The sequence below is a fragment of the Streptomyces sp. NPDC111628 genome, assembly GCF_055635195.1.
In genome coordinates, this window is sequence record NZ_JBVKBZ010000001.1 from 1,338,687 (window position 1) to 1,364,212 (window position 25,526).

Annotated in this window: 25 protein-coding genes; 15 read left to right on the forward strand and 10 right to left on the reverse strand. The window is 71.5% G+C overall.

Features of this window, described 5'->3' with window-relative positions; genetic code table 11:
- The first annotated feature begins 108 nt into the window (after positions 1-108).
- From ACZ7MF_RS06530 to ACZ7MF_RS06540, 3 genes are all read left to right on the forward strand, one after another.
- On the forward strand, positions 109-1,350 hold the full coding sequence (locus ACZ7MF_RS06530; RefSeq protein ID WP_471474856.1) for an acetyl-CoA C-acetyltransferase: 1,242 nt from the start codon (positions 109-111) through the stop codon (positions 1,348-1,350).
- A 64-nt stretch (positions 1,351-1,414) separates the two neighbouring features.
- Positions 1,415-2,371, forward strand: a complete 957-nt coding sequence (gene meaB, locus ACZ7MF_RS06535) for a methylmalonyl Co-A mutase-associated GTPase MeaB (protein WP_471474858.1) — start codon at positions 1,415-1,417, stop codon at positions 2,369-2,371.
- 249 nt (positions 2,372-2,620) lie between these two features.
- Positions 2,621-3,916 carry an MFS transporter gene (locus ACZ7MF_RS06540; protein ID WP_471474859.1) on the forward strand — a complete coding sequence of 432 codons (1,296 nt, stop codon included), beginning with the start codon at positions 2,621-2,623 and terminating at the stop codon, positions 3,914-3,916.
- Here ACZ7MF_RS06540 and ACZ7MF_RS06545 read toward each other — a convergent pair.
- Positions 3,850-4,608 carry a PepSY domain-containing protein gene (locus tag ACZ7MF_RS06545; protein WP_471474861.1) on the reverse strand — a complete coding sequence of 253 codons (759 nt, stop codon included), beginning with the start codon at positions 4,606-4,608 and terminating at the stop codon, positions 3,850-3,852. The genes ACZ7MF_RS06540 and ACZ7MF_RS06545 overlap by 67 nt on opposite strands.
- 124 nt (positions 4,609-4,732) lie before the next feature.
- Between ACZ7MF_RS06545 and ACZ7MF_RS06550 the strand changes: the two genes are divergently transcribed.
- Positions 4,733-5,401: a response regulator transcription factor gene (locus ACZ7MF_RS06550; RefSeq protein WP_102932268.1), complete on the forward strand. Its 669-nt coding sequence runs from the start codon at positions 4,733-4,735 to the stop codon at positions 5,399-5,401.
- Positions 5,398-6,846, forward strand: coding sequence for a sensor histidine kinase (locus ACZ7MF_RS06555; protein WP_471474862.1), 1,449 nt, complete (start codon positions 5,398-5,400; stop codon positions 6,844-6,846). Before ACZ7MF_RS06550 ends, ACZ7MF_RS06555 begins: the two co-directional genes overlap by 4 nt.
- 22 nt (positions 6,847-6,868) lie before the next feature.
- On the opposite strand, the gene ACZ7MF_RS06560 is transcribed toward ACZ7MF_RS06555, so the two are convergent.
- The 4 genes from ACZ7MF_RS06560 to ACZ7MF_RS06575 form a co-directional block, all read right to left on the reverse strand.
- Complete coding sequence (locus ACZ7MF_RS06560) at positions 6,869-7,345, reverse strand: MarR family winged helix-turn-helix transcriptional regulator (protein ID WP_087807185.1); 477 nt, start codon at positions 7,343-7,345, stop codon at positions 6,869-6,871.
- Between the two features lie 101 nt (positions 7,346-7,446).
- Entirely contained in the window at positions 7,447-8,223 is a 777-nt protein-coding gene (locus ACZ7MF_RS06565; RefSeq protein ID WP_361004573.1) for an AIM24 family protein, read from the reverse strand.
- Complete coding sequence (locus ACZ7MF_RS06570) at positions 8,220-8,870, reverse strand: AIM24 family protein (protein WP_356862904.1); 651 nt, start codon at positions 8,868-8,870, stop codon at positions 8,220-8,222. The genes ACZ7MF_RS06565 and ACZ7MF_RS06570 overlap by 4 nt, the downstream gene beginning before the upstream one ends.
- Position 8,871: 1 nt before the next feature.
- Complete coding sequence (locus tag ACZ7MF_RS06575) at positions 8,872-9,504, reverse strand: AIM24 family protein (RefSeq protein WP_093457011.1); 633 nt, start codon at positions 9,502-9,504, stop codon at positions 8,872-8,874.
- Positions 9,505-9,688: 184 nt separating this feature from the next.
- On the opposite strand from ACZ7MF_RS06575, the gene ACZ7MF_RS06580 reads away from it, so the two are divergent.
- The 5 genes from ACZ7MF_RS06580 to ACZ7MF_RS06600 all read left to right on the forward strand — a co-directional run bounded on the left by ACZ7MF_RS06580 (position 9,689) and on the right by ACZ7MF_RS06600 (position 13,133).
- Positions 9,689-10,033 (forward strand): DUF3817 domain-containing protein, encoded by a 345-nt coding sequence (locus ACZ7MF_RS06580; protein ID WP_003973588.1) that lies wholly within the window; start codon positions 9,689-9,691, stop codon positions 10,031-10,033.
- Positions 10,030-10,323 (forward strand): MTH1187 family thiamine-binding protein, encoded by a 294-nt coding sequence (locus ACZ7MF_RS06585; protein ID WP_189701513.1) that lies wholly within the window; start codon positions 10,030-10,032, stop codon positions 10,321-10,323. The genes ACZ7MF_RS06580 and ACZ7MF_RS06585 overlap by 4 nt, the downstream gene beginning before the upstream one ends.
- A gap of 86 nt (positions 10,324-10,409) precedes the next feature.
- The gene (locus tag ACZ7MF_RS06590; RefSeq protein WP_003973586.1) at positions 10,410-10,919 is read left to right on the forward strand and encodes a MarR family winged helix-turn-helix transcriptional regulator; all 510 of its coding nucleotides are present in this window, start codon (positions 10,410-10,412) and stop codon (positions 10,917-10,919) included.
- Between the two features lie 78 nt (positions 10,920-10,997).
- The gene (locus tag ACZ7MF_RS06595; RefSeq protein ID WP_361004581.1) at positions 10,998-11,339 is read left to right on the forward strand and encodes a DUF3817 domain-containing protein; all 342 of its coding nucleotides are present in this window, start codon (positions 10,998-11,000) and stop codon (positions 11,337-11,339) included.
- A gap of 93 nt (positions 11,340-11,432) precedes the next feature.
- Positions 11,433-13,133 carry a methylmalonyl-CoA mutase family protein gene (locus ACZ7MF_RS06600; RefSeq protein ID WP_003973584.1) on the forward strand — a complete coding sequence of 567 codons (1,701 nt, stop codon included), beginning with the start codon at positions 11,433-11,435 and terminating at the stop codon, positions 13,131-13,133.
- Positions 13,134-13,162: 29 nt separating this feature from the next.
- On the opposite strand, the gene ACZ7MF_RS06605 is transcribed toward ACZ7MF_RS06600, so the two are convergent.
- Complete coding sequence (locus tag ACZ7MF_RS06605; protein WP_471474864.1) at positions 13,163-14,176, reverse strand: GlxA family transcriptional regulator; 1,014 nt, start codon at positions 14,174-14,176, stop codon at positions 13,163-13,165.
- Positions 14,177-14,247: 71 nt separating this feature from the next.
- On the opposite strand from ACZ7MF_RS06605, the gene ACZ7MF_RS06610 reads away from it, so the two are divergent.
- Complete coding sequence (locus ACZ7MF_RS06610) at positions 14,248-15,216, forward strand: NADP-dependent oxidoreductase (protein WP_471474866.1); 969 nt, start codon at positions 14,248-14,250, stop codon at positions 15,214-15,216.
- A gap of 22 nt (positions 15,217-15,238) precedes the next feature.
- Here ACZ7MF_RS06610 and ACZ7MF_RS06615 read toward each other — a convergent pair whose 3' ends face one another.
- On the reverse strand, positions 15,239-15,889 hold the full coding sequence (locus ACZ7MF_RS06615) for a TetR/AcrR family transcriptional regulator (protein WP_471474868.1): 651 nt from the start codon (positions 15,887-15,889) through the stop codon (positions 15,239-15,241).
- A 279-nt stretch (positions 15,890-16,168) separates the two neighbouring features.
- Here ACZ7MF_RS06615 and ACZ7MF_RS06620 point away from each other — a divergent pair, with 279 nt between their 5' ends.
- From ACZ7MF_RS06620 to ACZ7MF_RS06635, 4 genes are all read left to right on the forward strand, one after another.
- Positions 16,169-17,146: a tetratricopeptide repeat protein gene (locus ACZ7MF_RS06620; protein ID WP_471474869.1), complete on the forward strand. Its 978-nt coding sequence runs from the start codon at positions 16,169-16,171 to the stop codon at positions 17,144-17,146.
- Positions 17,147-17,798: 652 nt separating this feature from the next.
- Positions 17,799-18,431: a DUF6230 family protein gene (locus ACZ7MF_RS06625; RefSeq protein ID WP_398323788.1), complete on the forward strand. Its 633-nt coding sequence runs from the start codon at positions 17,799-17,801 to the stop codon at positions 18,429-18,431.
- A 116-nt stretch (positions 18,432-18,547) separates the two neighbouring features.
- Positions 18,548-19,195: a DUF6114 domain-containing protein gene (locus ACZ7MF_RS06630; RefSeq protein WP_471474871.1), complete on the forward strand. Its 648-nt coding sequence runs from the start codon at positions 18,548-18,550 to the stop codon at positions 19,193-19,195.
- Positions 19,185-20,588, forward strand: coding sequence for a hypothetical protein (locus ACZ7MF_RS06635; RefSeq protein ID WP_471474872.1), 1,404 nt, complete (start codon positions 19,185-19,187; stop codon positions 20,586-20,588). The genes ACZ7MF_RS06630 and ACZ7MF_RS06635 overlap by 11 nt, the downstream gene beginning before the upstream one ends.
- Positions 20,589-20,663: 75 nt before the next feature.
- Here the strand turns inward: ACZ7MF_RS06635 and pyk are convergent, their stop codons facing one another.
- The 3 genes from pyk to pta form a co-directional block, all read right to left on the reverse strand.
- Positions 20,664-22,094, reverse strand: a complete 1,431-nt coding sequence (gene pyk / locus ACZ7MF_RS06640) for a pyruvate kinase (protein WP_471474874.1) — start codon at positions 22,092-22,094, stop codon at positions 20,664-20,666.
- Between the two features lie 74 nt (positions 22,095-22,168).
- On the reverse strand, positions 22,169-23,389 hold the full coding sequence (locus ACZ7MF_RS06645) for an acetate kinase (protein WP_471474875.1): 1,221 nt from the start codon (positions 23,387-23,389) through the stop codon (positions 22,169-22,171).
- The gene (gene pta, locus ACZ7MF_RS06650) at positions 23,386-25,479 is read right to left on the reverse strand and encodes a phosphate acetyltransferase (RefSeq protein ID WP_471474877.1); all 2,094 of its coding nucleotides are present in this window, start codon (positions 25,477-25,479) and stop codon (positions 23,386-23,388) included. The genes ACZ7MF_RS06645 and pta overlap by 4 nt, the downstream gene beginning before the upstream one ends.
- Positions 25,480-25,526 lie beyond the last annotated feature (47 nt).

Genomic DNA, 25,526 nt, shown 5'->3' on the forward strand with positions numbered 1-25,526 from the left:
CGCGATCACACCGACAGCCCGGTGACGGGCGGGATACCGCTCAGTACATTCGAGTAAACCCTCGTTCACTCCTCGGCCTGTGCGGGCCGGAAAAGGGGACCGCAGCTCATGTCTTCTGGAACCACTGAAACCTCGGGAACCTCTGGAACCTCTGGAACGAACGGCACGACCTCCGTCGTCGTCGCGGGTGCCCGCACCCCGATGGGGCGGCTGCTCGGCTCCCTGAAGTCCTTCAGCGGGGCCGACCTCGGCGGATTCGCGATCAAGGCCGCCCTCGACCGCGCGGGGATCGGCGGCGACCAGGTCCAGTACGTGATCATGGGGCAGGTGCTCCAGGCCGGTACCGGGCAGATCCCCGCCCGCCAGGCCGCCGTCAAGGCCGGCATCCCCATGAGCGTCCCGGCGCTCACGATCAACAAGGTCTGCCTCTCCGGCCTCGACGCCATCGCACTCGCCGACCAGCTCATTCGCGCCGGTGAATTCGACGTGATCGTCGCCGGCGGCCAGGAGTCCATGACCAACGCCCCGCACCTGCTGCCCAAGTCCCGCGAGGGCTACAAGTACGGCGCGGTCCAGATGATCGACGCCATGGCCTACGACGGCCTGACCGACTCCTTCGAGGACATCGCCATGGGCGAGTCCACGGAGAAGCACAACACCCGCCTCGGCATCGAGCGCGCCGCCCAGGACGAGATCGCCGCCCTGTCCCACCAGCGCGCCGCCGCCGCCCAGAAGAACGGCGTCTTCGAGGCCGAGATCACGCCGGTCGAGATCCCGCAGCGCAAGGGCGACCCGGTGCTGTTCAGCAAGGACGAGGGCATCCGCGGCGACACCACCGCCGAGTCGCTCGGCAGGCTCCGCCCGGCCTTCGCCAAGGACGGCACCATCACCGCGGGCTCCTCCTCGCAGATCTCCGACGGCGCGGCGGCCGTGGTCGTCATGAGCCGGGCCAAGGCCGAGGAGCTGGGCCTGGAGTGGATCGCGGAGATCGGCGCCCACGGCAATGTCGCGGGCCCGGACAACTCTTTGCAGTCGCAGCCGTCGAACGCCATCCGGCACGCCCTGAAGAAGGAGGGCCTGGAGGTCGCCGATCTCGACCTGATCGAGATCAACGAGGCCTTCGCGGCCGTCGCCGTGCAGTCAATGAAGGACCTCGGCGTGTCCACCGAAAAGGTGAACGTCAACGGTGGCGCCATCGCCCTCGGGCATCCGATCGGCATGTCCGGCGCCCGGCTGGTGCTGCACCTCGCCCTGGAACTGAAGCGGCGCGGCGGCGGCGTCGGCGCGGCGGCGCTGTGCGGCGGCGGCGGTCAGGGCGACGCGCTGATCGTGCGGGTGCCCGGGGCCTGACCCCAAGACACGAGATCTCGCCAGAGGTACGAGACCTCACCGAACGGAGCTGAACGGAGCTGTGATGCAGGACGTCTCCTCACTGGTGGCCCAGGCCCAAGAAGGCCGGCCGCGGGCCGTGGCCCGGCTGATCTCCCTGGTGGAGGGGGCGTCCCCGCAGCTCAGGGAGGTCATGGAGGCGCTCGCGCCGCTCACCGGCAACGCGTACGTCGTCGGCCTGACCGGCTCCCCGGGTGTCGGCAAGTCGACGTCCACCTCGGCGCTGGTCACGGCGTACCGCAAGCAGGGCAGGCGGGTCGGCGTGCTCGCCGTCGACCCGTCCTCCCCCTTCTCCGGCGGCGCCCTGCTCGGCGACCGCGTGCGGATGTCGGAGCACGCCTCCGACCCGGGCGTCTACATCCGCTCGATGGCGACCCGCGGCCACCTCGGCGGGCTCGCCTGGGCCGCGCCGCAGGCGATCCGCGTGCTGGACGCGGCCGGCTGCGACGTGGTCCTGGTGGAGACGGTGGGCGTCGGCCAGTCGGAGGTCGAGATCGCCTCCCAGGCCGACACCTCCGTCGTCCTGCTCGCCCCCGGCATGGGCGACGGCATCCAGGCGGCCAAGGCCGGAATCCTGGAGATCGGCGACGTCTACGTCGTCAACAAGGCCGACCGCGACGGCGCCGACGCGACCGCCCGCGAGCTGAACCACATGCTGGGCCTCGGCGAGGCCCGCGCCGCCGGCGACTGGCGCCCGCCCATCGTCAAGACGGTCGCCGCGCGCGGCGAGGGCGTCGACGAGGTCGTCGAGGCGCTGGAGAAGCACCGCGCGTGGATGGAGGAACGGGACGTCCTCACCGAACGCCGCCGGGCCCGCGCGGCGCGCGAGGTCGAGACGATCGCCGTCACGACGCTGCGGGAACGCATCGGCGACCTGCACGGGGACCGGCGCCTCGGCGCGCTGGCGGAGCGCATCGTCGCGGGGGAACTGGATCCGTACCGGGCGGCGGACGAACTGGTGGCGGGGCTGACGCGGGGCTGAGCGGTGCGGGGTGGCTTTCCGGCGTACAGCTTCTCTCGCCCCCGCCGCCCCTTCCCATTCCCGTCCCTGGGGGCTGCGCCCCCAGACCCCGCTTTCGGCCTGAACGGCCTCGTCCTCAAGCGCCGGACGGGCTAAAGTGACGCGCATGTTCCTCCTCTTGGCCTAGGGCCCGCCCCGCACGCGACCGCCGCATCCGGCCGTCGCGCGCATCGGCGTCCCCCAGTTGCCTCCCGCAGAGGAACCCTTCGCGTGTCCACGCCACTCTCGCGGCCCTCGTACGCCGCTGTACTCCGCGTCCCCCATGCCCGCCGCACGTTCGCGGCCGCCCTCGTCGGGCGGCTGTCGTACGGCACGGTCTCCCTCTCCCTGATGCTCTCCCTGACCCGGTCCACCGGGTCGTACGCCGTGGCCGGGCTGGTCATGGCGCTCTTCGGCGCCACGAGCGTCTTCCTGTCCCCCTACCGTGCGTCCCTCGTGGACCGGCACGGTCCGCGCCGGGCCCTGCTGCCCATGGCCCTGCTCTACGCCGCCCTGCTCTGCGTGCTGGCGGCGGCCTGCCGGCGTCCGGGCACCTCCGAGGCCGTCCTCGCGGTGAGCGCCGGGCTCGCGGGCGCCTGCACGCCCCCGCTCGGCCCCACGATGCGCGCGGTGTGGGCCGAACTGCTCCCGGACCGGCGTCTGTTGCAGCGGGCCTACAGCGTGGACGGCGTCGCCGAGGAACTGCTCTTCGTCTCCGGCCCGCTCCTGGTCGGCGGCATCGTCGCCGTCGGGTCACCGGTGGTCGGCGTCGTGCTCAGCGCGGTGCTGGTGGCGGTCGGCACTTTCGCCTTCGTCACCTCACCGGCGACCGCGGCGCTGCGCCCGGCGGGGCGGGGGAAGAGTGACGGCCCCGCACCCGGGCGGGGCGCCCCCGGGCACGGCCGGGCGCTGCTGCAGCCCGTCGTCGTCGCGGCGGCCGTCGGCGTCTCGGTGAGCGCCGTCGACCTCCTCGTCGTGGCCTTCGCGGGGGAGCGCGGCCTCGGGGACGGCGCCGTCGCCTGGGTGCTCGCGGCGCTCTCGGTGGGCAGCGCGGTCGGCGGTCTCGTCAACGGCGCCGTCGCCTGGAGCTCGCCCACCCGGGCCCGGCTCCCGTTCTTCGCGGCCGGGGTCGGCCTCTGCCTCGCCGCCGCGGGCCTCGCGCCCGGCCTCGGCACGCTGGTCCTGGCCGTCATGTGCGCGGGCCTGTTCGTGGCCCCTGCGCTGACCACGGCGTACCTGATCGCCGACGAGAGCGTGGCGCCCGGTTTCCGGGTCCGGGCGGGCGCCTGGTGCAACACCGCCGTGAACGCCGGGATGTCGGTCGGCGCCGCCGCGGTGGGCCTGCTGGTGGAACGGCTGCCGCTGCCGGTGTGCTTCGCCGTCGCCGGCGCGGTCGCCGCGGCGGCGGCACTGGTGCCGGGGTACCGCCGCCGTGGTTCGGTCCGGTCGGGCGGGGCCGGTCAGTCGTCGTCGGAGTCGCGCGCGTCGTCGGAGCCGTCGGAGTCGTCCGAGGCGTCCGCGTCATGAGCGTCGTCCGCGCGGTCGGCCGTGACCTTGCCGGTCTTCGGGTCGACCCGCCAGTCCTGCTCGCCCTTGCCGGAGGTGTGCGTCTCGACCTCCCAGGCGGGCTTGCCGTCGCCGCGGTAGCCGTCCTCGTCCAGCTCGACGGAGGTGACGGTCCCGTGTCCCGCCGCCGCCTTCGCCGCCTCGGCGGCGTCGACGGAGGCGCCCTTCAGGGCCGCGCGCACCTCGGCGGTGTCGTCCTCGTCGTCGTCCCGCTCCGAGCCGAGGACCTTGCCGGTGGCCGGGTCCACCCGGACGCTGTGCCAGGTGCCGTCGCCGGAGAGGACGTCGACCTCCCAGGCCGCGCGCTCGCGGCGGTCGTCGCCGTCGTCGTCCCCGTCGTGGTCGTCGTCCTCGTCGTCCAGCTCGGCGGAGACGGCGGTGCCCGGGGTGTCCGCCAGCGCGGCGGCGACGGCGTCGGCCGCCGTCACCTTCGCGGAGGCGGCGCCGGAGTCGTCGCGCCGGTCGTCGTCGCGGTCGTCGGCCTCGTCCCGTACGCCGCCGTCGTCCGACACGGTGACGGCCGACGCGTCCGCCACGTCCGCGCGGGACGCCGTGCCCCGGTCGTCGTCCCCCGTCGTCGCCAGGGCCGTCGCCGTACCGCCTCCGATCAGTGCGGCGGCGGTGACGGCGGCGATCACGATGTTGCGCTTCATGCGGTTTCCTCCGAGTCGTCCAGAGTCCAGCGGTTTTCGTTGACTTCACTGTCCCGGACCGACGCTGAGGCCAACCTGAAGGCACCTGAAGCGATCTTCAGCTCGCCTTTGCCACTCTTTACGCATGCGCCTGTTGATCGTGGAGGACGAGAAGCGCCTCGCCGTGTCGCTCGCCAAGGGCCTCACCGCGGAGGGATACGCCGTGGACGTCGTCCACGACGGCCTGGAGGGACTGCACCGGGCGGGCGAGGGCGTCTACGACCTCGTCATCCTCGACATCATGCTGCCCGGCCTCAACGGCTACCGGGTCTGCGCCGCCCTGCGCGCCGCCGGGCACGACGTGCCGATCCTGATGCTCACCGCCAAGGACGGCGAGTACGACGAGGCCGAGGGCCTGGACACGGGCGCGGACGACTACCTCACCAAGCCCTTCTCCTACGTGGTCCTCGTCGCCCGGGTGAAGGCCCTGCTGCGGCGGCGGGGACAGGGTGCCGGGGCCTCTCCCGTGCACGTCCACGGCGACCTCAGGGTCGACACCGCCGCCCGCCGGGTCTTTCTCGGCGAGGACGAGGTCACCCTCACCGCCAAGGAGTTCGCCGTCCTGGAGCAGCTCGTGGTGCGGGCCGGGCAGGTGGTCTCCAAGGCGGAGATCCTGGAGCACGTCTGGGACTTCGCCTACGACGGCGACCCCAACATCGTCGAGGTCTACGTCAGCGCGCTCCGGCGCAAGCTGCGCGCCGGGCTCATCCGGACCGTGCGCGGCGCCGGTTACCGGCTGGAGACCGGGCGGTGAGCCGCCTCTTCGCCTCGGTGCGGGCCCGCGCCACGCTCGCCGCGACCCTCGTGGTCGCCGTCGCCCTCGTCGCGGCCGGTACCGCCGTGCTGCTCTCCCTGCGCTCCAACCTGCTGGGCGAGGCCGGCACCCAGGCGGAGCGGTCCGCCCGCGACGTCGCGACGGAGCTGGCCTTCGGGACGGCGTACGGCGACCTGTCGCTGGACGTGGACGACCGGCCGGTGCAGGTCGTCGACGACGACGGCGTGCTGGTCGCCGCCAGCGAGGACCTGGAGCGGATCAGCGGCACCGGTGTCGACGCGGTGAAGCCGCAGCCGACCGCTCCCCGCGACGGGGAGGACGCCGCCGACGACGATGCCGACGACGACGACTCGCGCGAGCCCCTCGAACCCAGTGAGATCGGCGAGCGGATCACCGTCAGCGACGGCTCGGCGACCATCGACGGGGACAAGGAGGACTACCGTTTCGCCGCCGTCCCGGTGAAGACCGACGACCGGGGCACGCTCACCGTCTACGCCGGTGCCCCGCTCTCCGCCGAACACGGCGCCGTGAACACCGCGCTGACGGTGATGCTGATCGGTTTCCCCCTGCTGCTCGCGGTCGTGGCGTGGGTGACCTGGCTGGTCACCCGGCGCGCACTGCGCCCGGTGGAGGGCATCCGGCGCGAGATGGCCGCGATCACCGCCAGCGAGGACCTGGCCCGCCGTGTCCCGGTGCCGGGCACCCACGACGAGGTGGCCAGGCTCGCCTCCACCACCAACGAGACGCTGGCCGCCCTGGAGTCCTCGGTGGAGCGGCAGCGCGGCTTCGTCGCCGACGCCTCGCACGAGCTGCGCAGCCCGATCGCCTCGCTGCGCACCCAGCTGGAGGTGGCCGCCGCGCATCCCGAGCTGCTGGATCTGGACGGCGCCGTGGCGGACACCGTACGGCTCCAGCGGCTCGCCGCCGATCTGCTGCTGCTGGCCAGGCTGGACGCGGGGGAGCGGCCGGCCGACGCCCGGGTCGACCTCGCGGCGCTCGCACGGGAGGCGGCCGAGGGCCGGACCGGGGTGCGGGTGCGCGGGGACGAGGGGGTGGTGAGGGTGGCCGGATCGCGCGGGCAGCTGGGGCGGGTGCTGGCCAATCTGCTGGACAACGCCGAGCGGCACGCCCGCACGGCGGTGGAGGTGTCCGTGCGGCGGGACGGGGACACCGCGGTGGTCGCCGTGGCCGACGACGGCGCAGGCGTGCCGGCGGCCGACCGGGAGCGGATCTTCGAGCGCTTCGTACGGCTCGACGACGCCCGCAGCCGCGACGACGGCGGGGCCGGTCTGGGACTGGCCATCGCCCGCGACGTCGCCATGCGGCACGGCGGCACGCTCACCGTGCACGACGCACCGGCAGGCGGCGCCCTGTTCGAGCTCCGCCTGCCGGGTGCCCGGGCCCGCACGGCCCGGGACGAGTGATCAGGGACAGGTGATCAGGGACTCAGGGTCGTCCCCGCTGCCCGCGCAGGTGTTCCGCGATGGGCTTGAGCGCCTTGTCCAGCTCCGTCAGGTCCTCCGGGGCCAGCAGGTCGATGAAGTGCCTGCGGACGGAGGCCACGTGGTGCGGGGCGACCTTCCGCATCGTCTCCATGCCGTGCTCGGTGAGGACGGCGAAGAGCCCGCGCCGGTCGGACTCGCAGTTCTCCCGCCGGACCAGGTTGGCGTTCTCCATGCGGGTGATCTGGTGGGAGAGGCGGCTCTTGGACTGCATCGTGGCGGTGGCCAGGTCGCTCATCCGCATTCTGTCGCCCTCCGACTCGGAGAGGTTCACCAGGATCTCGTAGTCGTTCATTGTCAGGCCGAACGGCTGCAGGTCCTTCTCGAGCTGGTGCGTCAACAGCCTGTTGACCTCCAGGTGGGTGCGCCAAGCACACTGCTCCGTATCGGTCAGCCAGCGAGTGGCCGTCTCGGTCTCCATGAATGAAGTCTACCTAAAAGGTTGAAAGGCGAACTAGTGAGGGGTTTTCCGTGACGGTGACGGTGCGCACGCGTTCGATGTCACACTCCGCAGATTACCGCTCACAGCCCGAAGCGGCGTTGGAGGTCCCCCAGCTGTCCGGGAAGTCCCGGTACCCCCGACCGGCCTCCCGGCGCTCCGGAAGCCCCGCCGCCGGGCACCCCCGCCTGCTGCGGAGGGGTCCCCACGGCCTGCTCCGCCATCAGCGCCTCGCTCGACTGCAGCAGCACCGTCCCCGCGCCCACGAACTCGAACTGGTGCTCCTCCCCGGAGGCCCCGCCGAGCCCCGTCATCGCACGTAGACCGCCCAGTAGGCCGGTCATGTACCCGTGGTCGTAGTGGTGGCACGGAGACGGGCAGTCGGCCCAGCCGACCAGGGCCTGCGGGTCCACCCGGATCGGCGGTTCCATGAACACCACCGGACCGTTGGACGCGGCCACGAACTTCCCGGTTCCGATCAGCGTCAGGAAGCCCGGCACGATCGACTGCTTGAGCGCGAGGCTTGGCTGAAAAGCGAGCAGGTTGCCCGAGCGAATGGTCAGATTGCCGTCCTCCAGGTCGAAGGAATTCACGTCGAAGGCCCGGTCGGCGAGGAGCATCTTGCCCGAACCCTCCGCCACGACCCAGTCGCTCGCGTGCAGAGGCGAATGAAACGAAGTGCGCACCAGACGGTCCAGCCGGCCGTGCCCGATCCCGTTGAAATCGATCGTCCCGTAGTAGGCGATCATCTTCCCCTTCTGCAGGAACCACTGGCTCCCCTTGAGCTCCACGCAGAAGGTGTACGCGTTGACGTTGTCGTCGGCCGGCAGCGTCGCCGGGTCGTGGTGGACCGTGCTCACAGCTTCTCCTCCGACGCCTGGACGAACACCGTGCCGCTGCCGCTCAGCTCCAGCTGGAACGCCTCGCCGGAGCCGCGTCCCACCATGTCCCGCCAGCCCAGCGCCGTGGACAGCTTGTTGCGCACGTCGCCGTGGTGGGCGACGTAGGCCTGCGGGTCCACGCGCACCGGCCGCTGCGGGGTGATGGGCACCTCGAAGACGCCCCCGTGGGCCATCACGGCCACCGAGCCGTGGCCCTTGAGGGACGTGGTGAACAGCCCCTGTCCGCTCACCTGGCCCCGCACCATGCCCATCACGCCGCCCTGCGAGCCGAGAAACACCGTGCTCTGCTCCAGGGTGCCCTCGAAGGCGAGGAGGCGGTCCGCCTCCACGTACAGGGTGTCGCCCGCGAGGCTGATCACCTGGACGTGGTGGCCGCCGTGCCCGAAGAACACGGTGCCGCTGCCCTCGACGGTCATCAGCGGCGTGTCCTCGTTCGCCACCCGGCGGCCGATCATCGACATGACGCCGCCCTGACCGCCGCGCAGATTGGGGGTGAAGGACACCTCGCCCTGGTAGGCGAGCATCGCCCCGCGCTGACTGAACAGCCGCTGCCCGGGTGCCACGGTCGCCCGGACCATCTTGGAATTGAGCTCCTCGAAGGCCATCTCACACATCCCCCGCGATCGTGTTCCGCTCGCTCGGCTGCACATACACCAGTCCGTCGCCCTCGAAGCGGATCTGGAAGGCCTCCCCGCCGCCCTCCCCGAACAGCGTGCGGAAGGTCACACCCGACTGGAAGGACTGCCGCAGATTCCCCTGGTGCGCGACGTACGCCCCCGGGTCGACGGTCAGCGGGTACTGGGCGCTGACCCGCAGCACCACCGCGGGACCGTCGGACATGATCGCCGCCTGCCCGTGCCCCTCGATCGTCGTGGTGAACAGCCCGTTGCCCTGGGAGGCGCCGCGCGTGCCCGTGAAGCTGGTGCCGGTGCGCAGCCCGGCGTCGGCCGCCAGGAAATTGCTCGACTCGACGTACAGCTTGTCGCCCTGGAGCCCCACCAGGGTGATCTCCGAGGCCCGGTCCGCGAACCAGCAGGTCCCCTGCCCCCTCACCTCCATCACCGTCATCTGCTCGCCGGTGATCCGCCGGGTCACCATGCCCCGGATGCCCTCACCGCCGCCGCTGAGCTTCTTGAAGGCCATCTCCCCGTCGTACGCGACCATCGAGCCGTTCTTCGCCTTCACGGCGTCTTGGGTCATGTCGACGGCGAGGACCTTGCTGCCTTGAAGTCGGAACATCGCCACGCTGCGAAAGTAGCCCCGCCACGGGTGGACAGAACAGGGCCCACGGGTGGAGACCGACCCTGAGTCCATCCCTTGGGGCATTGTTTGCCACAATGGGCGAACGATTGTGCTTCCGTTCACAAGGCGGACCGCACACCGCCCGCGCCGACGGCGCATCCCTCCCTTCCGAAGGTGACCCGTGGACCTCAAGACCGCCACCGCCCTCCGCCGCCTCCGCCTGGTCTCGGCCCCCGAGGCGATCTCGTTCCTCCTCCTGCTCGTCTGCTCCGTCCTGAAGCGGACCACCGACTTCAACGCGGTGCCGGCGATGGGCATGATCCACGGTGTCCTCTTCGTGCTGTACGTGATCTTCTGGGCCGACGCCTGGAACCGCGCCAAGTGGCCGCTGAAGACCGCCGCCCTCTACTTCGTCCTCTCCGTCCTGCCGACCGGCGGCTTCTTCGCCGAGCGCAAGCTCAAGCGCGAGGCCGAGAGCGCGGTCATCGCCTCCCGCGCCCGCCAGGAAGGGATCGTCAACGCATGATCGTCGCCTTCTCCGTGACGCCGCTCGGCGTCGGCGAGGACGTGGGGGAGTACGTCGCCGACGCCGTCCGCGTGGTCCGCGAGTCCGGGCTGCCGAACCGCACCGACGCGATGTTCACGTCCGTCGAGGGCGAGTGGGACGAGGTCATGGACGTCGTCCGGCGGGCCGTCGCCGCCGTCGAGGCACGCGCACCGCGGGTCTCCCTGGTCCTCAAGGCGGACATCCGCCCCGGCGTGACGGACGGCCTCACGTCGAAGGTCGAGACGGTCGAGCGCCACCTCGCGCAATGACGCGGCGGTCGTACACGGCGGGCCGGTGGTATCGAAAGGCGAGACGGGGCTGACCGGCATGTGACCGGCCGGTAAGGTCTCTTGCCGTGCCGAAGCCCCTCAGTCTCTCCTTCGATCCCATCGCCCGAGCCGACGAACTCTGGGCACAGCGCTGGGGCGGTGTGCCCTCCATGGCGGCGATCACCTCGATCATGCGGGCCCAGCAGATCCTGCTGGGCGAGGTCGACGCCGTGGTCAAGCCGTACGGGCTGACCTTCGCGCGCTACGAGGCGCTGGTGCTGCTCACCTTCTCCAAGTCGGGCGAACTGCCGATGTCCAAGATCGGCGAGCGCCTGATGGTGCACCCCACCTCCGTGACGAACACCGTCGACCGCCTGGTGCGCTCCGGCCTGGTGGCCAAGCGCCCCAACCCCAACGACGGCCGCGGCACACTGGCCACCATCACCGACAAGGGCCGCGAGGTCGTCGAGGCGGCCACCCGCGACCTGATGGCGATGGACTTCGGCCTGGGCGCGTACGACGCCGAGGAGTGCGGCGAGATCTTCGCGATGCTCCGGCCGCTGCGGGTCGCCGCGGGGGACTTCGACGAGGACTGAGCGCGCGGGCCGGGCGGGCCCGGCGAGTCGCCCGACCCGGTCGAAGATCGCGCGAAACGGACGGTTACGCTCGTAGCCATGAAAAAGAGCGTGCTGACCCGCTACCGGGTCATGGCGTACGTCACCGGTGTGCTGCTGATCGCGCTGTGCCTTGGCATGATCGCGAAGTACGCCCTGGATCTGGGCGGCGCCGCCGACTTCACCCAGGTCGTCAGCATCGCCCACGGCTGGCTGTACGTGATCTACCTGGTCTTCGCCTTCGACCTGGGCTCCAAGGCGAAGTGGCCGGTGAAGAAGCAGCTCTGGGTGCTGCTCGCCGGGACCGTTCCGACCGCGGCGTTCTTCGTGGAGCGCAGGGTCACCCAGGAGCTGGACGCGAAGGTCGCCGCCGCCGAGGCACCGGCCCCCGTCAAGGCGTAACCGGCCCCTCACGAGCCGTCCCACCGCCGTACGGACACCCGTACGGCGGTACCCCATCGACATTTACTTGGACGTCCTAGTAAATTTGAGGGTATGGACGCTCACGCCATAGAAGAGGGCCGCCTTCGCTGGCAGGCCCGGTACGACGCGGCGCGCAAGCGCGACGCGGACTTCACCACGCTCTCCGGAGACCCCGTGGAGCCGGTGTACGGGCCCCGCCCGGGGGACGAGTACGAGGGCTTCGAGCGGATCGGCTGGCCGGGCGAGTACCCCTTCACCCGCGGCCTGTATCCGACCGGATACCGGGGGCGTACGTGGACCATCCGGCAGTTCGCCGGGTTCGGCAACGCCGAGCAGACCAACGAGCGCTACAAGATGATCCTCCGCAACGGCGGCGGCGGGCTCTCCGTCGCCTTCGACATGCCGACGCTGATGGGCCGCGACTCCGACGACCCGCGCTCCCTCGGCGAGGTCGGGCACTGCGGGGTGGCCATCGACTCGGCCGCCGACATGGAGGTGCTGTTCAAGGACATCCCGCTCGGGGACGTGACGACCTCCATGACGATCAGCGGGCCCGCCGTGCCCGTGTTCTGCATGTACCTGGTCGCCGCCGAGCGCCAGGGCGTCGACGCGTCCGTGCTCAACGGCACGCTGCAGACCGACATCTTCAAGGAGTACATCGCCCAGAAGGAGTGGCTCTTCCAGCCCGAGCCCCACCTTCGGCTCATCGGCGACCTCATGGAGTACTGCGCGGCCGGCATCCCCGCCTACAAGCCGCTGTCGGTCTCCGGGTACCACATCCGCGAGGCCGGGGCGACGGCCGCGCAGGAGCTGGCGTACACGCTCGCCGACGGCTTCGGATACGTGGAGCTGGGGCTCAGCCGCGGGCTCGACGTGGACGTCTTCGCGCCCGGCCTCTCCTTCTTCTTCGACGCGCACCTCGACTTCTTCGAGGAGATCGCCAAGTTCCGGGCGGCCCGCCGGATCTGGGCCCGCTGGATGCGCGACGTGTACGGGGCGCAGACCGACAAGGCCCAGTGGCTGCGGTTCCACACCCAGACCGCCGGTGTCTCGCTCACCGCGCAGCAGCCGTACAACAACGTCGTACGCACCGCCGTGGAGGCGCTGGCGGCCGTGCTCGGCGGCACCAACTCCCTGCACACCAACGCGCTCGACGAGACCCTCGCCCTGCCCAGCGAGCAGGCCGCCGAGATCGCCCTGCGCACCCAGCAGGTGCTGATGGAGGAGACCGGCGTCGCCAACGTCGCCGACCCGCTGGGCGGTTCCTGGTTCATCGAGCAGCTGACCGACCGCATCGAGGCCGACGCCGAGAAGATCTTCGAGCAGATCAAGGAGCGGGGGCTGCGCGCCCACCCCGACGGGCAGCACCCCGTCGGGCCGATCACCTCCGGCCTGCTGCGCGGCATCGAGGACGGCTGGTTCACCGGCGAGATCGCCGAGTCCGCCTTCCGCTACCAGCAGTCCTTGGAGAAGGACGACAAGAAGGTGGTCGGCGTCAACGTCCACACCGGCTCCGTCACCGGCGACCTGGAGATCCTGCGGGTCAGCCACGAGGTCGAGCGCGAGCAGGTGCGGGTGCTGGGCGAGCGCAAGGACGCCCGCGACGACGCCGCCGTGCGCGGTGCCCTGGACGCCATGCTGGCCGCGGCCCGCTCCGGCGGCAACATGATCGGGCCGATGCTGGACGCGGTGCGCGCGGAGGCGACGCTGGGCGAGATCTGCGGGGTGCTGCGCGACGAGTGGGGGGTGTACACGGAACCGGCGGGGTTCTGAGCGAGGCCGACACCCACCCGGGGCGCCTCTTACGGCACCGAGGCGCGGAACGTGCGCCGGTACGCCGACGGAGCGACCCCCGCCTCGGCGGCCAGGTGCCGGCGCAGCGAGGTGGCGGTGGCGAAGCCGACCTCGTGGGCGACCCGTTCCACCGAAAGGTCGCTGGACTCCAGCAGGTGCCGGGCCCGCCGCAGCCGCTGCTGGGTCAGCCAGCGGCCGGGACTCAGACCGGTCTCCTCCCTGAAGCGCCGGGCGAAGGTGCGGGTGCTCATCGCCGCGTGCGCGGCCAACTCGTCCAGGGACAGGGGCCGGCCCAGCCGGCCCAGCGCCCAGTCGCGGGTCGGGCCGGTGCCCGTCCCGCTCGTCGGTGGCACCGGCCGCTCGATGTACTGCGCCTGGCCGCCGTCCCGGTACGGCGGTACGACGCAGCGGCGGGCCACCTGGTTGGCCACCTCGCTGCCGTGGTCCTGGCGCACCAGGTGCAGGCAGACGTCGACGCCGCTCGCCGCGCCCGCGGAGGTCAGCAGGTCGCCGTGGTCGACGAAGAGCACGTCCGCGTCCAGTTCGACCCGGGGGAACAGTTCCCGGAAGTGGTCGGTGAGCGCCCAGTGGGTGGTGGCCCGGCGCCCGTCCAGGAGACCGGCGGCGGCCAGCAGGAAGGCGCCGGTGCAGATCGACACCAGGCGGGTCCCGGGGCGGATCCGGGCCAGGGCGGCGAGCGCCCGCGGATCCGGCACGGCGGCGGACGCGGCCGTGATGGCGTACGGCGGGACGATCACGGTGTCCGCCTCGGCAAGCGCCTCGGGGCCGTGCGCCGGGGTGACGGTCAGGTCCGAGTCGGTGCGCACGGGCCGTCCGTCGACGCTCGCGGACAGCACTGCGTAGCGGCCGTCCGCGGAACCCAGGACCCGGTGCGGAATGCCGAGTTCGAAGGGGTAGACGCCGTCCAGGGCGAGGACGGCGACCTTGTGGGCGCCGGGCCGGGGCGCCGGGCGCATCAGGCGGTCCAGTTCGGCCGCGCGCGCGGCCGCATCGACGAGCATGGCAGAAATGTATCGGATGCTGTCCTTCTGGCCATCGCGCCGGACCGCTCCGCACGGCCAGGATCGAGGGCATGACCTCGACGGACACTCCTGAGAAGCCCGCCCCCGTGATGCTCGCCCTGCACCAGACGGCCCTCGGCGGCCCCGAGGTGCTGCGGCCCACCGAACTGCCGCGGCCCGAACCGGGACCGGGCGAGATCCTCGTCGCCGTGCACGCGGCCGGGCTCAACCCGACGGACTTCAAGCACCGCGCCCTGAAGATCTTCCTGCCGCCCCCGCCGCTGACCCTCGGCTGGGACGTCTCCGGCACCGTGGTGGAGACCGGTTTCGGCGTCACCCTCTTCCGGCCCGGCGACGAGGTCTTCGGCATGCTGCCCTATCCGCACGGGGCCGGCGCGCACGCCGAGTACGTGACCGGACCGGCCCGCGCCTTCGCCGCCAAGCCCGCCGGGATCGACCACGTCCAGGCCGCCGCCCTCCCGCTGGCCGCGCTCACCGCCTGGCAGGCCCTGGTCGACACCGCCGGTCTCCGCGCCGGGCAGCGGGTGCTGATCCACGCGGCGGCGGGCGGCGTGGGCCATCTCGCCGTACAGATCGCCAAGGAGCGGGGCGCGCACGTCACCGGCACCGCGAGCGCGCCCAAGCACGCGTTCCTGCGTGAACTCGGTGCGGACGCCTGCGTCGACTACCGCTCCGTGGACTTCACCGACACCGAGGAGCGCTACGACGTGGTCCTCGACACGCTCGGCGGGGAGACCGCCACCCGTTCCGTGGGCGTGCTCCGCCCCGGCGGCACCGTCGTCTCCCTGCTGCCGGGCGACGCGCACACCGGGGCCGCGGCCGAGCGGGCCGGGGTCCGCGCCGTGGTCCTGCTGGTCGAACACGACCACGCCGGGATGCGCGCCATCGCCGATCTCGTCGAACGGGGGAGCCTGCGCGCCCACGTGTCCGGCACCTTCCCGCTCGCCGAGGGCGCCCGGGCGCACGCCCAGGGGGAGACCGGCCGTACGACGGGCAAGCTGGTCGTCACCGTGCGCTGAGCGGGCCCGAACCGGCCGCGTCCTACCGGGGCGCGGCCGGTTCCGCGTCGGCCCCGCCGTCCGCGCCGGCCAGGCCCCACAGCAGTACCTGTGTCAGGCCGTGCACCCACTCCTCGTCCGCGGCCCGGGCGCTGACCAGCGTGCGGTGCACCACCGCGCCCGCCACCACGTCGAAGATGAGGTCCGCCGTGCGGGCGGCCTCGGCCGCATCGGTCTCCGGCGGCAGCTCGCCGCGGGCCTGGGCGCGGGCCCTGCCCTCCAGCACCAGGCGCTTCTGCCGCTCGACGATCGACGTGCGGATGCGCTCGCGCAGCGCGTCGTCGCGGGTGGACTCCGCGACCACCGCCATCAGGCCGCTCCTGGCCTCCGGCCGGGCCAGGATCGTCGCGAACTGGAGCACCACGCCCTCGATGTCGGCGGCGAGCGAGCCGCGGTCGGGCAGTTCGAGCTCGTCGAAGAGCTCCGCCACCGCGTCCACGACCAGTTCGTTCTTGCCCGCCCAGCGGCGGTAGAGCGTCGTCTTGGCAACCCCGGCCCGCGTGGCGACGTCTCCCAGGGTGAGCTTCGACCAGCCGAGGTCGACCAGGGCGGCCCGCGTCGCGGCCAGGATCGCGGTGTCCGCCGCGGCACTGCGCGGGCGCCCGGCACGGCCGGCTGGGGTGCTGCTCTGCATCCCCCGACCTTAACCGGCGGGTAACACGCGGCCGGTCGTGAGACAGATCACCGCGTCGGGGTCCGGCGGTGGGGTGTTCCGACGGGCCGTCCTGGCATTACGCTACGACTCGTAGCGAAAGCGCGGGTCCGCCCGTGCCCCAGCGACGACCACGGGCGTGGGGTGGGGACCCGGCGCCGAGCAGTACAGCCGAGCAGTACACAGACCGAACAGCACACATCCGGGCGGGCTTTCGACCCGGTTTTCACACGCGCGCGCCGTACGGGGGAGGATAGACCCATGCAGCCACGGAACATGTCCATGAGCGGGGTCGTCGACCTCGCCGCGGTGAAGCAGGCCCAGGAGGCCAAGGCGAAGGCGGAGCAGGCGCGCGCCGAGGCGGCCCGGACCGGCGGCGCGGGCGCCGTCTCCCCGGCCGACCTCGTCATCGAGGTCGACGAGGCCGGCTTCGAGAGCGACGTCCTGCAGCGGTCCACCGAGGTCCCGGTCGTCATCGACTTCTGGGCCGAGTGGTGCGAGCCCTGCAAGCAGTTGAGCCCGGTCCTGGAGCGGCTCGCCGTCGAGTACAACGGGCGCTTCCTCCTCGCCAAGATCGACGTCGACGCCAACCAGATGCTGATGCAGCAGTTCGGCGTCCAGGGCATCCCGGCCGTGTTCGCGGTCGTCGCCGGACAGGCGCTGCCCCTCTTCCAGGGGGCCGCGGGCGAGCAGCAGATCCGGCAGACCCTGGATCAGCTGGTGCAGGTCGGCGAGGAGCGCTTCGGCCTGACCGGTCTCGTCGTCGACCCCGAGGCGGAGCCGGGTGCCGAGCGGCCCGCCGCGCCCGAGCGCCCCGCCGGGCCGCACGACGCGGCCCTCGACGCCGCCGTGCAGGCGATGGACGCGGGCGACCTGGGCGGTGCCGTCCAGGCCTACCAGAACGTGCTGGCCGAGGAGCCGGGCAACACGGAGGCCAAACTGGGCCTGGCCCAGGCCGAGTTGCTCCAGCGGGTGCAGAACGCCGATCCGCAGAAGGTCCGTCAGGAAGCGGCCGACAAGCCGGGTGACGCCCAGGCGCAGATCGCCGCCGCCGACCTGGACCTGGTGGGCGGTCACGTGGAGGACGCCTTCGGGCGCCTCATCGACACGGTGCGCGTCACGGCGGGCGACGACCGGGACGCCGTCCGGCTGCGGTTGCTGGAGCTGTTCGAGGTGGTCGGTGCCGACGATCCGCGGGTGACCGCGGCGCGCCGGGCGCTGGCGCGGGCCCTGTTCTAGGCGGCTTCTCGTCGGCGCTCCGGGATCGGCGTTCTAAACGCCGTCGGCGTGTTGCGTATGTGAAGGAGCTGTCGAAGAGGCGTCACTGCGGCCGCGCTTTACCAAAACTTGGTAATCGCGGCCGCTGTTACTGCCAGTAAGTCGACGGCGTCGATCTGTCGGACTCTGTCCATCGATCAATAGTTTTGTTCTGCCCTCATGGCACACCCAGCGTCGCCGTTCGGGCCCGGTGTGTCGTCCCGCGGTCACGCGGCCGCTACTAGCCAGTAACGAACCCCCTTGTGCCGACGGCGAGAATGCACCACGATCGGCGACGCTCGGTCCATTCCCGTACCCCGACAGCCGGTCGGGTCGCGGGGGTTTTTGGGTCCCCACCGAGCAGGGTCGGCGGCAGTGATGCCGGCCCTTGGGCAGGGGGGTCTTCGCTCATCCGGCGAAGCCTGTCCAGCAGGGTTGTGCGTGATGCGTGTCAGGCGCGACCAGTGGTTGTCGCTCGGGGGTGATCGCCGGTTGTTCGGGCGCGTTGTACGTGCCGCCGAGGACAGGCGCTCTCCTTCCCGAGGACGTAGCACTTCTCCCATCCCTGCCGGGCCGAGTCGCCGACTGGTGACGGGGCCGAGGCCAGGAGATGTACGTCCGAGAAGGAGGAAATATGGAGTCCCAGGTGCGTGGCGGGACCAGATGGAAGCGGTTCGCCGTGGTGATGGTGCCCAGCGTGGCCGCCACGGCTGCGATAGGTGTCGCCCTCGCGCAGGGCGCTCTCGCCGCGTCGTTCAGCGTGTCGGGCCAGTCGTTCAAGGTGACGGCTGACCGGCTCGACGGCACGGGCTTTATGCAGTACGGCGCGATCGACTCGGGCTACACGCTGAAGGGCGAGAAGACGGCTCACCCCGTCGCGGTCTCGGCGTTCAAGTCCGCGCAGATCAAGAACATGTGCCAGTCCGTGGTCACCCCGGACATCCCGTTGATCGGCTCGGTCAGCCTCATGCTGAAGGCCGGCGGTGGAGACACCCCGGTCAAGGCGGAGAACCTGTACATCGACGTCGAGGACCTGCAGGCCGATGCCACGTTCCGCGGCATCGACATCGGTGTGGCCGCCAAGGACGCCAACAAGGGTCCCGGCATCAAGAAGGGCGACACCACGAACCCGTACGGGTTCTCGCAGCAGGCCGACTCGGCCACGCTGACCGATGTGAAGCAGACGGCGTGGGCGACCACCGCCGGAACCTTCAAGCTCAGCGGTCTGAAGATGTCGCTGTCCAAGGGTGTCAAGGAGTGCTACTAAGCACTCGCTGACGGGCGGGGGAGCCGACGGCGCCCCCGCCCGTCCACTCTCCGGCCGCGCCTTCACGCGCGGCCCACATCTCCACCACAGCAAAGCCGTACCAGGGAGCTATTTCCATGAGCGCCGAGACTCCTGCCGCCGCCGGCCAGTTCACCCGCCGCAGGCTGCAGTTCCGTGCCTGGCGAGGCGCGCGGCCGTTCTGGGCCGGCCTGTTCGTCGCGCTCGGCGGACTCCCCATCGCCTACTTCCCGTACGCGAACCTTCAGATCGGTCACCTGACGCTGGCGATGTCCACCACGGCGGGCGCCGGGTCCCTGATCATCGGCGTGCTGCTGGTCGTCCTGGGCGTCAGCCTGTGGTTCCAGAAGCACGTGCGGGTCTTCGCGGGCGTCGCGGCGATCCTGCTGGCGCTGGTGTCCATCCCCGTGTCCAACCTCGGCGGCTTCCTCATCGGCTTCCTGTTCGCGCTGGTCGGCGGGGCCATGGCCGTGTCGTGGGTGCCGGGCGATCCGCCGCAGGCCGAGCCGCCGGCGGAGGGCAAGGGCACGGACGACGCGCCCCGGGGCGCGGTCCCCGCGGCCGACGACACCGCCTTCCCCGGCTTCCCGGAGCCCGGGACCCAGGCGTCCGGCCCCGCGGTGCCGGGGCCGCGGGGCGGCATGGACGACGGGGAGCCCTCCCAGGCCTCCATGGCACCGGGGGCGCACGATCTGTCAGGAACGAGCCCGGCCAACGGGGCGAACGGGAGGCACAGTGCCGGCTGACGAGGTGACCCGCGGGACTGACGTGGAGTCGTCCCGTGTGAGAACCGGGCCGCGCCACGCGGCACCCAAGAAGCCGTTGTTCACCAGGTTCCACATGCCGGCCGGCAAGGCGATAGCCATCGCGGCGATGCCCACGGCCGTGCTCATGGGGATGGGGTTCACGCCGACGCTCGCCCTCGCCGACGGCAACGACGCGGCGCCGCCCTCCAACAGCCTGACGGCCGACGAGTACAAGGACTGCGTGGCGGCCCTCGAGGACGCCGAGAAGGACCCGTCCGAGTCGCCCACCCCTTCGCCCTCGGCGAGTGACGGGGCCGAGGACGGCAAGGACGACGCCAAGGAGCCCGACCCCTCGGCCTCCACCGGGGACAAGGACTCCGGCACGGACAAGGGCGACTCCTCTTCGTCGGATTCAGGTTCCGACGACGAGGGCGGCAAGGACGCCGGGGACGACAAGGCCGACCCCGCCCCGAGCCCCTCCGCGTCGCAGAGCCAGGAGGCATCCGGTCAGAGCGCCACGGAGCCCTCCCCGTCCGAGTCGGAGGACAAGGGCGGTCTGCTGGAGGGCCTCGGCGACGCCATCGAGGGCATCTTCACCGGCGGCAAGAAGGCCGAGGAGAGCCCGAGCCCCACGCCGACCCCCTCGGCGTCCGAGAGCGCGGGCGACGCGTCGGACGCGTCCGGCGCGTTGAAGGACACGACCGACGAGGTCACCGGCACGGTGAAGGACACCGTCGAGGGCGCGACCGACACGGCGTCGAAGGCGGCCGAGGACACCAAGGACACGGTGGACAAGGCGGCCGAGGCGGCCAAGGAGGCGGCGGAGAAGGCCAAGGAGGACGCGGCGAAGGCCGAGGAGGACGCCACCGCCACGCCCAGCCCCTCCGAGAGCGCCGACGAGGCCGGCAAGGACGCCGAGGACTGCCCGGTCGCCACGGACGACGAGGGCGGCGTCGACAACAAGCTGCCGCTGCCCGACGACCCGTGGTACCTCAACGCCAGCTCGCTGCTCCTGAAGGGCGCCTCCTACAAGGGCGTCGTCGAGGTCAAGACGGCCAACGGCACCACCAAGAAGGTGCTGAAGTACGTCATCTCCGACGGCACCGACATCGGCGACCTGCACCAGACGGTGAACGACAAGCAGGCCGGCAAGACCTACCACGTGCAGGCGGCCAAGGGCTCCACGTCCACGATCCGCGACGGCGAGACGGTGATGTACACGGAGAGCATCTCGGGCAACCTGCTCGGGCTGATCCCGATCACCTTCGACCCGGAGCACCCGCCGCCCCTGGACATCCCGCTGATCTACTTCACCAAGGTGACGGTCGTCCAGGCCGGCCAGTTCGGCGGCACGCTGCACATCCCGGGACTGCACCAGTACACGACCGACTGAGCACGCCCGCACCACGCCCGAGGGCGCCCCCTGCGACAGGGGGCGCCCTCGGTGCGTACGACGGGGAGGGGGCGGTCAGCCGCGCCGTGTCTCGCCCAGGTGGAGGACCCGCACCATGTTGGTGGTGCCGGGCACGCCGGGGGGCGAACCGGCGGTGATCACGACGATGTCGCCGTCGCTGAACCGGCCCAGGCGGGCCGTCTCCTGGTCCACCAGGTCCACCATCTCGTCCGTGGTGTTCACGAGCGGCACCACGTGCGGCTCCACGCCCCAGCTGAGCGCCAGCTGGTTGCGGGTGGACTCGTCGGTGGTGAAGGCGAGGATCGGCTGGGCCGCGCGGTAGCGGGAGAGCCGGCGGGCGGTGTCGCCGGACTGGGTGAAGGCCACCAGGCCCTTGCCGCCCAGGAAGTCGGCGATCTCGGCGGCCGCACGGGCCACCGAACCGCCCTGCGTGCGCGGCTTCTTGCCCGGCACCAGCGGCTGGAGGCCCTTGGAGAGCAGCTCCTGCTCGGCGGCGGTGACGATCTTCGACATCGTCTTGACGGTCTCGATCGGGTAGGCGCCCACGCTCGACTCGGCGGACAGCATGACCGCGTCGGCGCCGTCCAGGATCGCGTTGGCCACGTCGGAGGCCTCGGCGCGGGTCGGACGGGAGTTGGTGATCATCGACTCCATCATCTGGGTCGCCACGATCACCGGCTTGGCGTTGCGCCGGCACAGCTCGATCAGGCGCTTCTGCACCATGGGGACCTTCTCGAGCGGGTACTCGACGGCCAGGTCGCCACGGGCGACCATCACGCCGTCGAACGCCATCACGACGTCCTCCATGTTGTCGACCGCCTGGGGCTTCTCCACCTTGGCGATCACCGGGACACGGCGGCCCTCCTCGTCCATGACGCGGTGCACGTCGGCGACGTCCTTGGCGTCCCGGACGAAGGAGAGGGCGACCAGGTCGCAGCCCATGCGCAGCGCGAAACGGAGGTCCTCGACGTCCTTCTCGCTCAGCGCGGGGACGTTGACCGCCGCGCCGGGCAGGTTGATGCCCTTGTGGTCGGAGATGACGCCGCCCTCGATGACGATCGTCTTCACCCGGGGGCCCTCGACCTCGGTGACCTTCAGCTCGACGTTGCCGTCGTTGATGAGCACCTGGTCGCCCTTGGTGACGTCACCGGGCAGGCCCTTGTACGTCGTGCCGCAGATCGTCCTGTCGCCCGGGACGTCCTCGGCGGTGATGGTGAACTCGTCACCGCGCACCAGCTCGACGGGACCCTCCGCGAAGGTCTCCAGGCGGATCTTCGGGCCCTGCAGGTCGGCGAGGACACCGATGGCCCGGCCGGTCTCCTTGGCGGCGGCCCGGACCCGGTCGTAACGGCCCTGGTGCTCGGCGTGGCTGCCGTGGCTGAAGTTGAAGCGGGCCACGTTCATGCCGGCTTCGATCAGCGTGACGAGCTGCTCGTGGGAGTCGACCGCGGGGCCGAGAGTACAGACGATTTTCGAACGGCGCATGGGTGCCATCCTATCGGTTTGTTTCGGCGCGGAATATTCCGTCTGGCGGAAAATACAAAAGGGCGGGATGCCGCTCAGGTGAGATGGGGATTTCCCGATTCAATTACCAGCGCGTAGGTCTGTGTCGCGATCTCCATTTCCTCGTCCGTCGGTACCACCGCCACCGCCACCCGCGCCCCCGCGGGCGAGATCAGCCGGGCTCCGTCGCCGCGTACGGCGTTCAGCCCGCCGTCGACCGCCAGGCCGAGCCCTTCCAGCCCGGCCACGGCCGCCTCGCGCACCGGCGCCGAGTTCTCCCCGACTCCCGCCGTGAACGCCACGGCGTCCACGCGTCCGAGAACGGCGTAATAGGCACCGATGTACTTCTTGAGCCGGTGAATGTAGATGTCGAAGGCCAGCCGCGCCCGCTGGTCGCCCGCGTCGACGCGGCGGCGGATCTCCCGCATGTCGTTGTCGCCGCACAGCCCGATCAGACCGCTCCTCTTGTTGAGGAGAGTGTCGATCTCGTCGGCGGACATTTCCCCAACGCGCATCAAATGGAAGATGACGGCCGGGTCCATGTCTCCCGAGCGCGTACCCATCACGAGTCCCTCCAAAGGCGTCAGCCCCATGGAGGTGTCCACGCACCGGCCGCCCCGCACGGCCGAGGCGGACGCCCCGTTGCCCAGGTGCAGCACGATCACGTTCACGTCCTCGGGCGCCCTGCCGAGGAGGCGCGCGGTCTCGCGGGAGACGTACGCGTGCGAGGTGCCGTGGAAGCCGTAGCGGCGGATCCGGTGCGCGTCGGCCGTCTCGACGTCGATCGCGTAGCGCGCCGCGGACTCCGGCATCGTCGTGTGGAAGGCGGTGTCGAACACGGCGACCTGCGGCAGGTCCGGGCGCAGCGCCTGCGCGGTCCGGATGCCGGTGAGGTTCGCCGGGTTGTGCAGCGGGGCGACCGGGATGAGCCGCTCGATCTCGGCGAGCACCGCGTCGTCGATCACCGTCGGCTCGGTGAAGTGCTTGCCGCCGTGCACCACCCGGTGCCCGATCGCGGCCAGCTCGGAGGAGTCCAGGCCGAGCCCGTCCCTGGCCAGCTCGGCCGCCACGGCCTTCAGCGCCGCCTCGTGGTCCGGAACGGACCCGCTCCACTCGCGGCTGTCGCCGCCCGCCGGCGTGTGCTTCAGCCGTGAGGTCTCCTCACCGATCCGCTCGACCAGGCCCACGGCGAGGCGCTCGCCGCCGCGCATGTCGATCAGCTGGTACTTCACCGACGACGAGCCGGAGTTGAGCACGAGGACACGGGTGCCGGTCACTGGTCGGACGCCTTCTCACTGGGGGACTGCTGGGCCTGGATCGCCGTGATGGCGACGGTGTTGACGATGTCCTGCACGAGCGCGCCCCGGGACAGGTCGTTGACCGGCTTGCGCAGGCCCTGGAGGACCGGGCCGACGGCGATGGCACCGGCCGAGCGCTGCACCGCCTTGTAGGTGTTGTTGCCGGTGTTCAGGTCGGGGAAGATCAGCACGCTGGCCTGCCCGGCGACCGCCGAACCGGGCAGCTTGGTCGCGGCGACCGACGGCTCGACCGCTGCGTCGTACTGGATCGGCCCCTCGACGCTGAGGTCCGGGCGGCGCGAGCGGACCAGCTCGGTGGCCTCGCGCACCTTGTCGACGTCCGCGCCGGAACCGGACGTGCCGGTCGAGTACGACAGCATCGCGATCCGCGGCTCCACCCCGAACTGCGAGGCCGTCGCGGCGGACTGGGTGGCGATGTCGGCGAGCTGCTCCGCGTCCGGGTCCGGATTGACCGCGCAGTCGCCGTAGACCAGCACCTTGTCGGCCAGGCACATGAAGAAGACGGAGGAGACGATGGCCGCGTCCGGCTTGGTCTTGATGATCTCGAAGGCGGGCCGGATGGTCGCCGCCGTCGAGTGCACCGACCCTGAGACCATCCCGTCGGCGAACCCTTCCTGCACCATCAGCGTGCCGAAGTAGTTCACGTCCGAGACCACGTCGTACGCCAGCTCCACGGTCACGCCCCTGTGAGCGCGCAGGGCGGCGTACTTCTCGGCGAAGGAGTCCCGCAGCTCGCTGGCGGCCGGGTCCATCAGCTCGGCGCCGGCCAGGTCGATGCCCAGGTCGGCGGCCTTCTTGCGGATCTGCTCGACCGGGCCGAGCAGCGTCAGCTCGCACACGCCCCGGCGCAGCAGCACCTCCGCCGCGTGCAGCACCCGCTCCTCGGTGCCCTCCGGCAGGACCACCCGGCGCAGGTCGGAGCGGGCCTGCTCGAGGAGCTTGTGCTCGAACATCATCGGCGTGACGCGGTCGCTGCTGGGCGCGGAGACCCGCTTGTTCAGCTCGGCGGTGTCGACGTACCGCTCGAAGAGGCCGAGGGCGGTCTCCGCCTTGCGCGGGGTGGCCGCGTTGAGCTTGCCCTCCAGGGAGAAGAGCTGCTCGGCGGTGGGGAAGCTGGTGCCGGTCACCGAGAGCACCGGCGTGCCGGGGGCCAGCCGGGCGGCGAGGGTGAGGATGCCCTCGCCGGGCACCTCGTTCAGGGTCAGCAGCACCCCGGCTATCGGCGGGGTGCCGGCGCTGTGCGCGGCCAGCGTGCCGATCACCAGGTCGGCGCGGTCGCCGGGCGTGATGACCAGGCAGCCCGGGGTCAGCGCGGCCAGCAGGTTGGGCAGCATGGCCCCGCCGAAGACGAAGTCCAGCGCGTCGCGGGCGAGCCCGGAGTCGTCGCCGAGGACGATCTCGGCGCCCAGGGCGTGCGCGATCTGGGAGACCGTCGGCGCGGACAGGGCGGGCTCGTCCGGCACCACCCAGCACGGCACCGGCAGCCGGTGCGCGAGCCGCTCGGCGATCTCGTCCCGGTCCTCGCGCGCGACCCGGTTGGTCACCATGGCCAGCACGTCGCAGCCGAGGCCGTCGTAGGCGCGGAAGGCGTTGTGGGTCTCGGCCAGCACCGACTCGGCACTCTGCTTGCGGCCCCCGACCACGGGAAGGACCGAGGCGCCGAACTCGTTGGCGAGCCGCGCGTTCAGCGACAGCTCGTCCGGGAACTGGGTGTCGGCGTAGTCGGTGCCGAGGACGAGGACGACGTCGTAGTCCCGCGCGACCAGATGGAAGCGGTCGACCAGCGCGGACACCAGCTCGTCCACGCCCTGTTCGGCCTGGAGGAGGGAGGCTTCCTGGTAGTCCATGCCGTAGACCGTCGCGGAGTCCTGCGAGAGCCGGTAGCGGGCGCGCAGCAGTTCGAAGAGCCGGTCGGGCCCGTCGTGCACCAGGGGACGGAAGACACCGACCCGGTCGACCTGCCGGGTCAGGAGTTCCATCACCCCCAGCTCGACGACCTGGCGGCCGTCACCGCGGTCGATACCGGTCACGTACACGCTGCGCGTCACGCGTGCTCTCCGTTTCGTAGGGGTGAGCGGAATCCTCTTGACAGTAC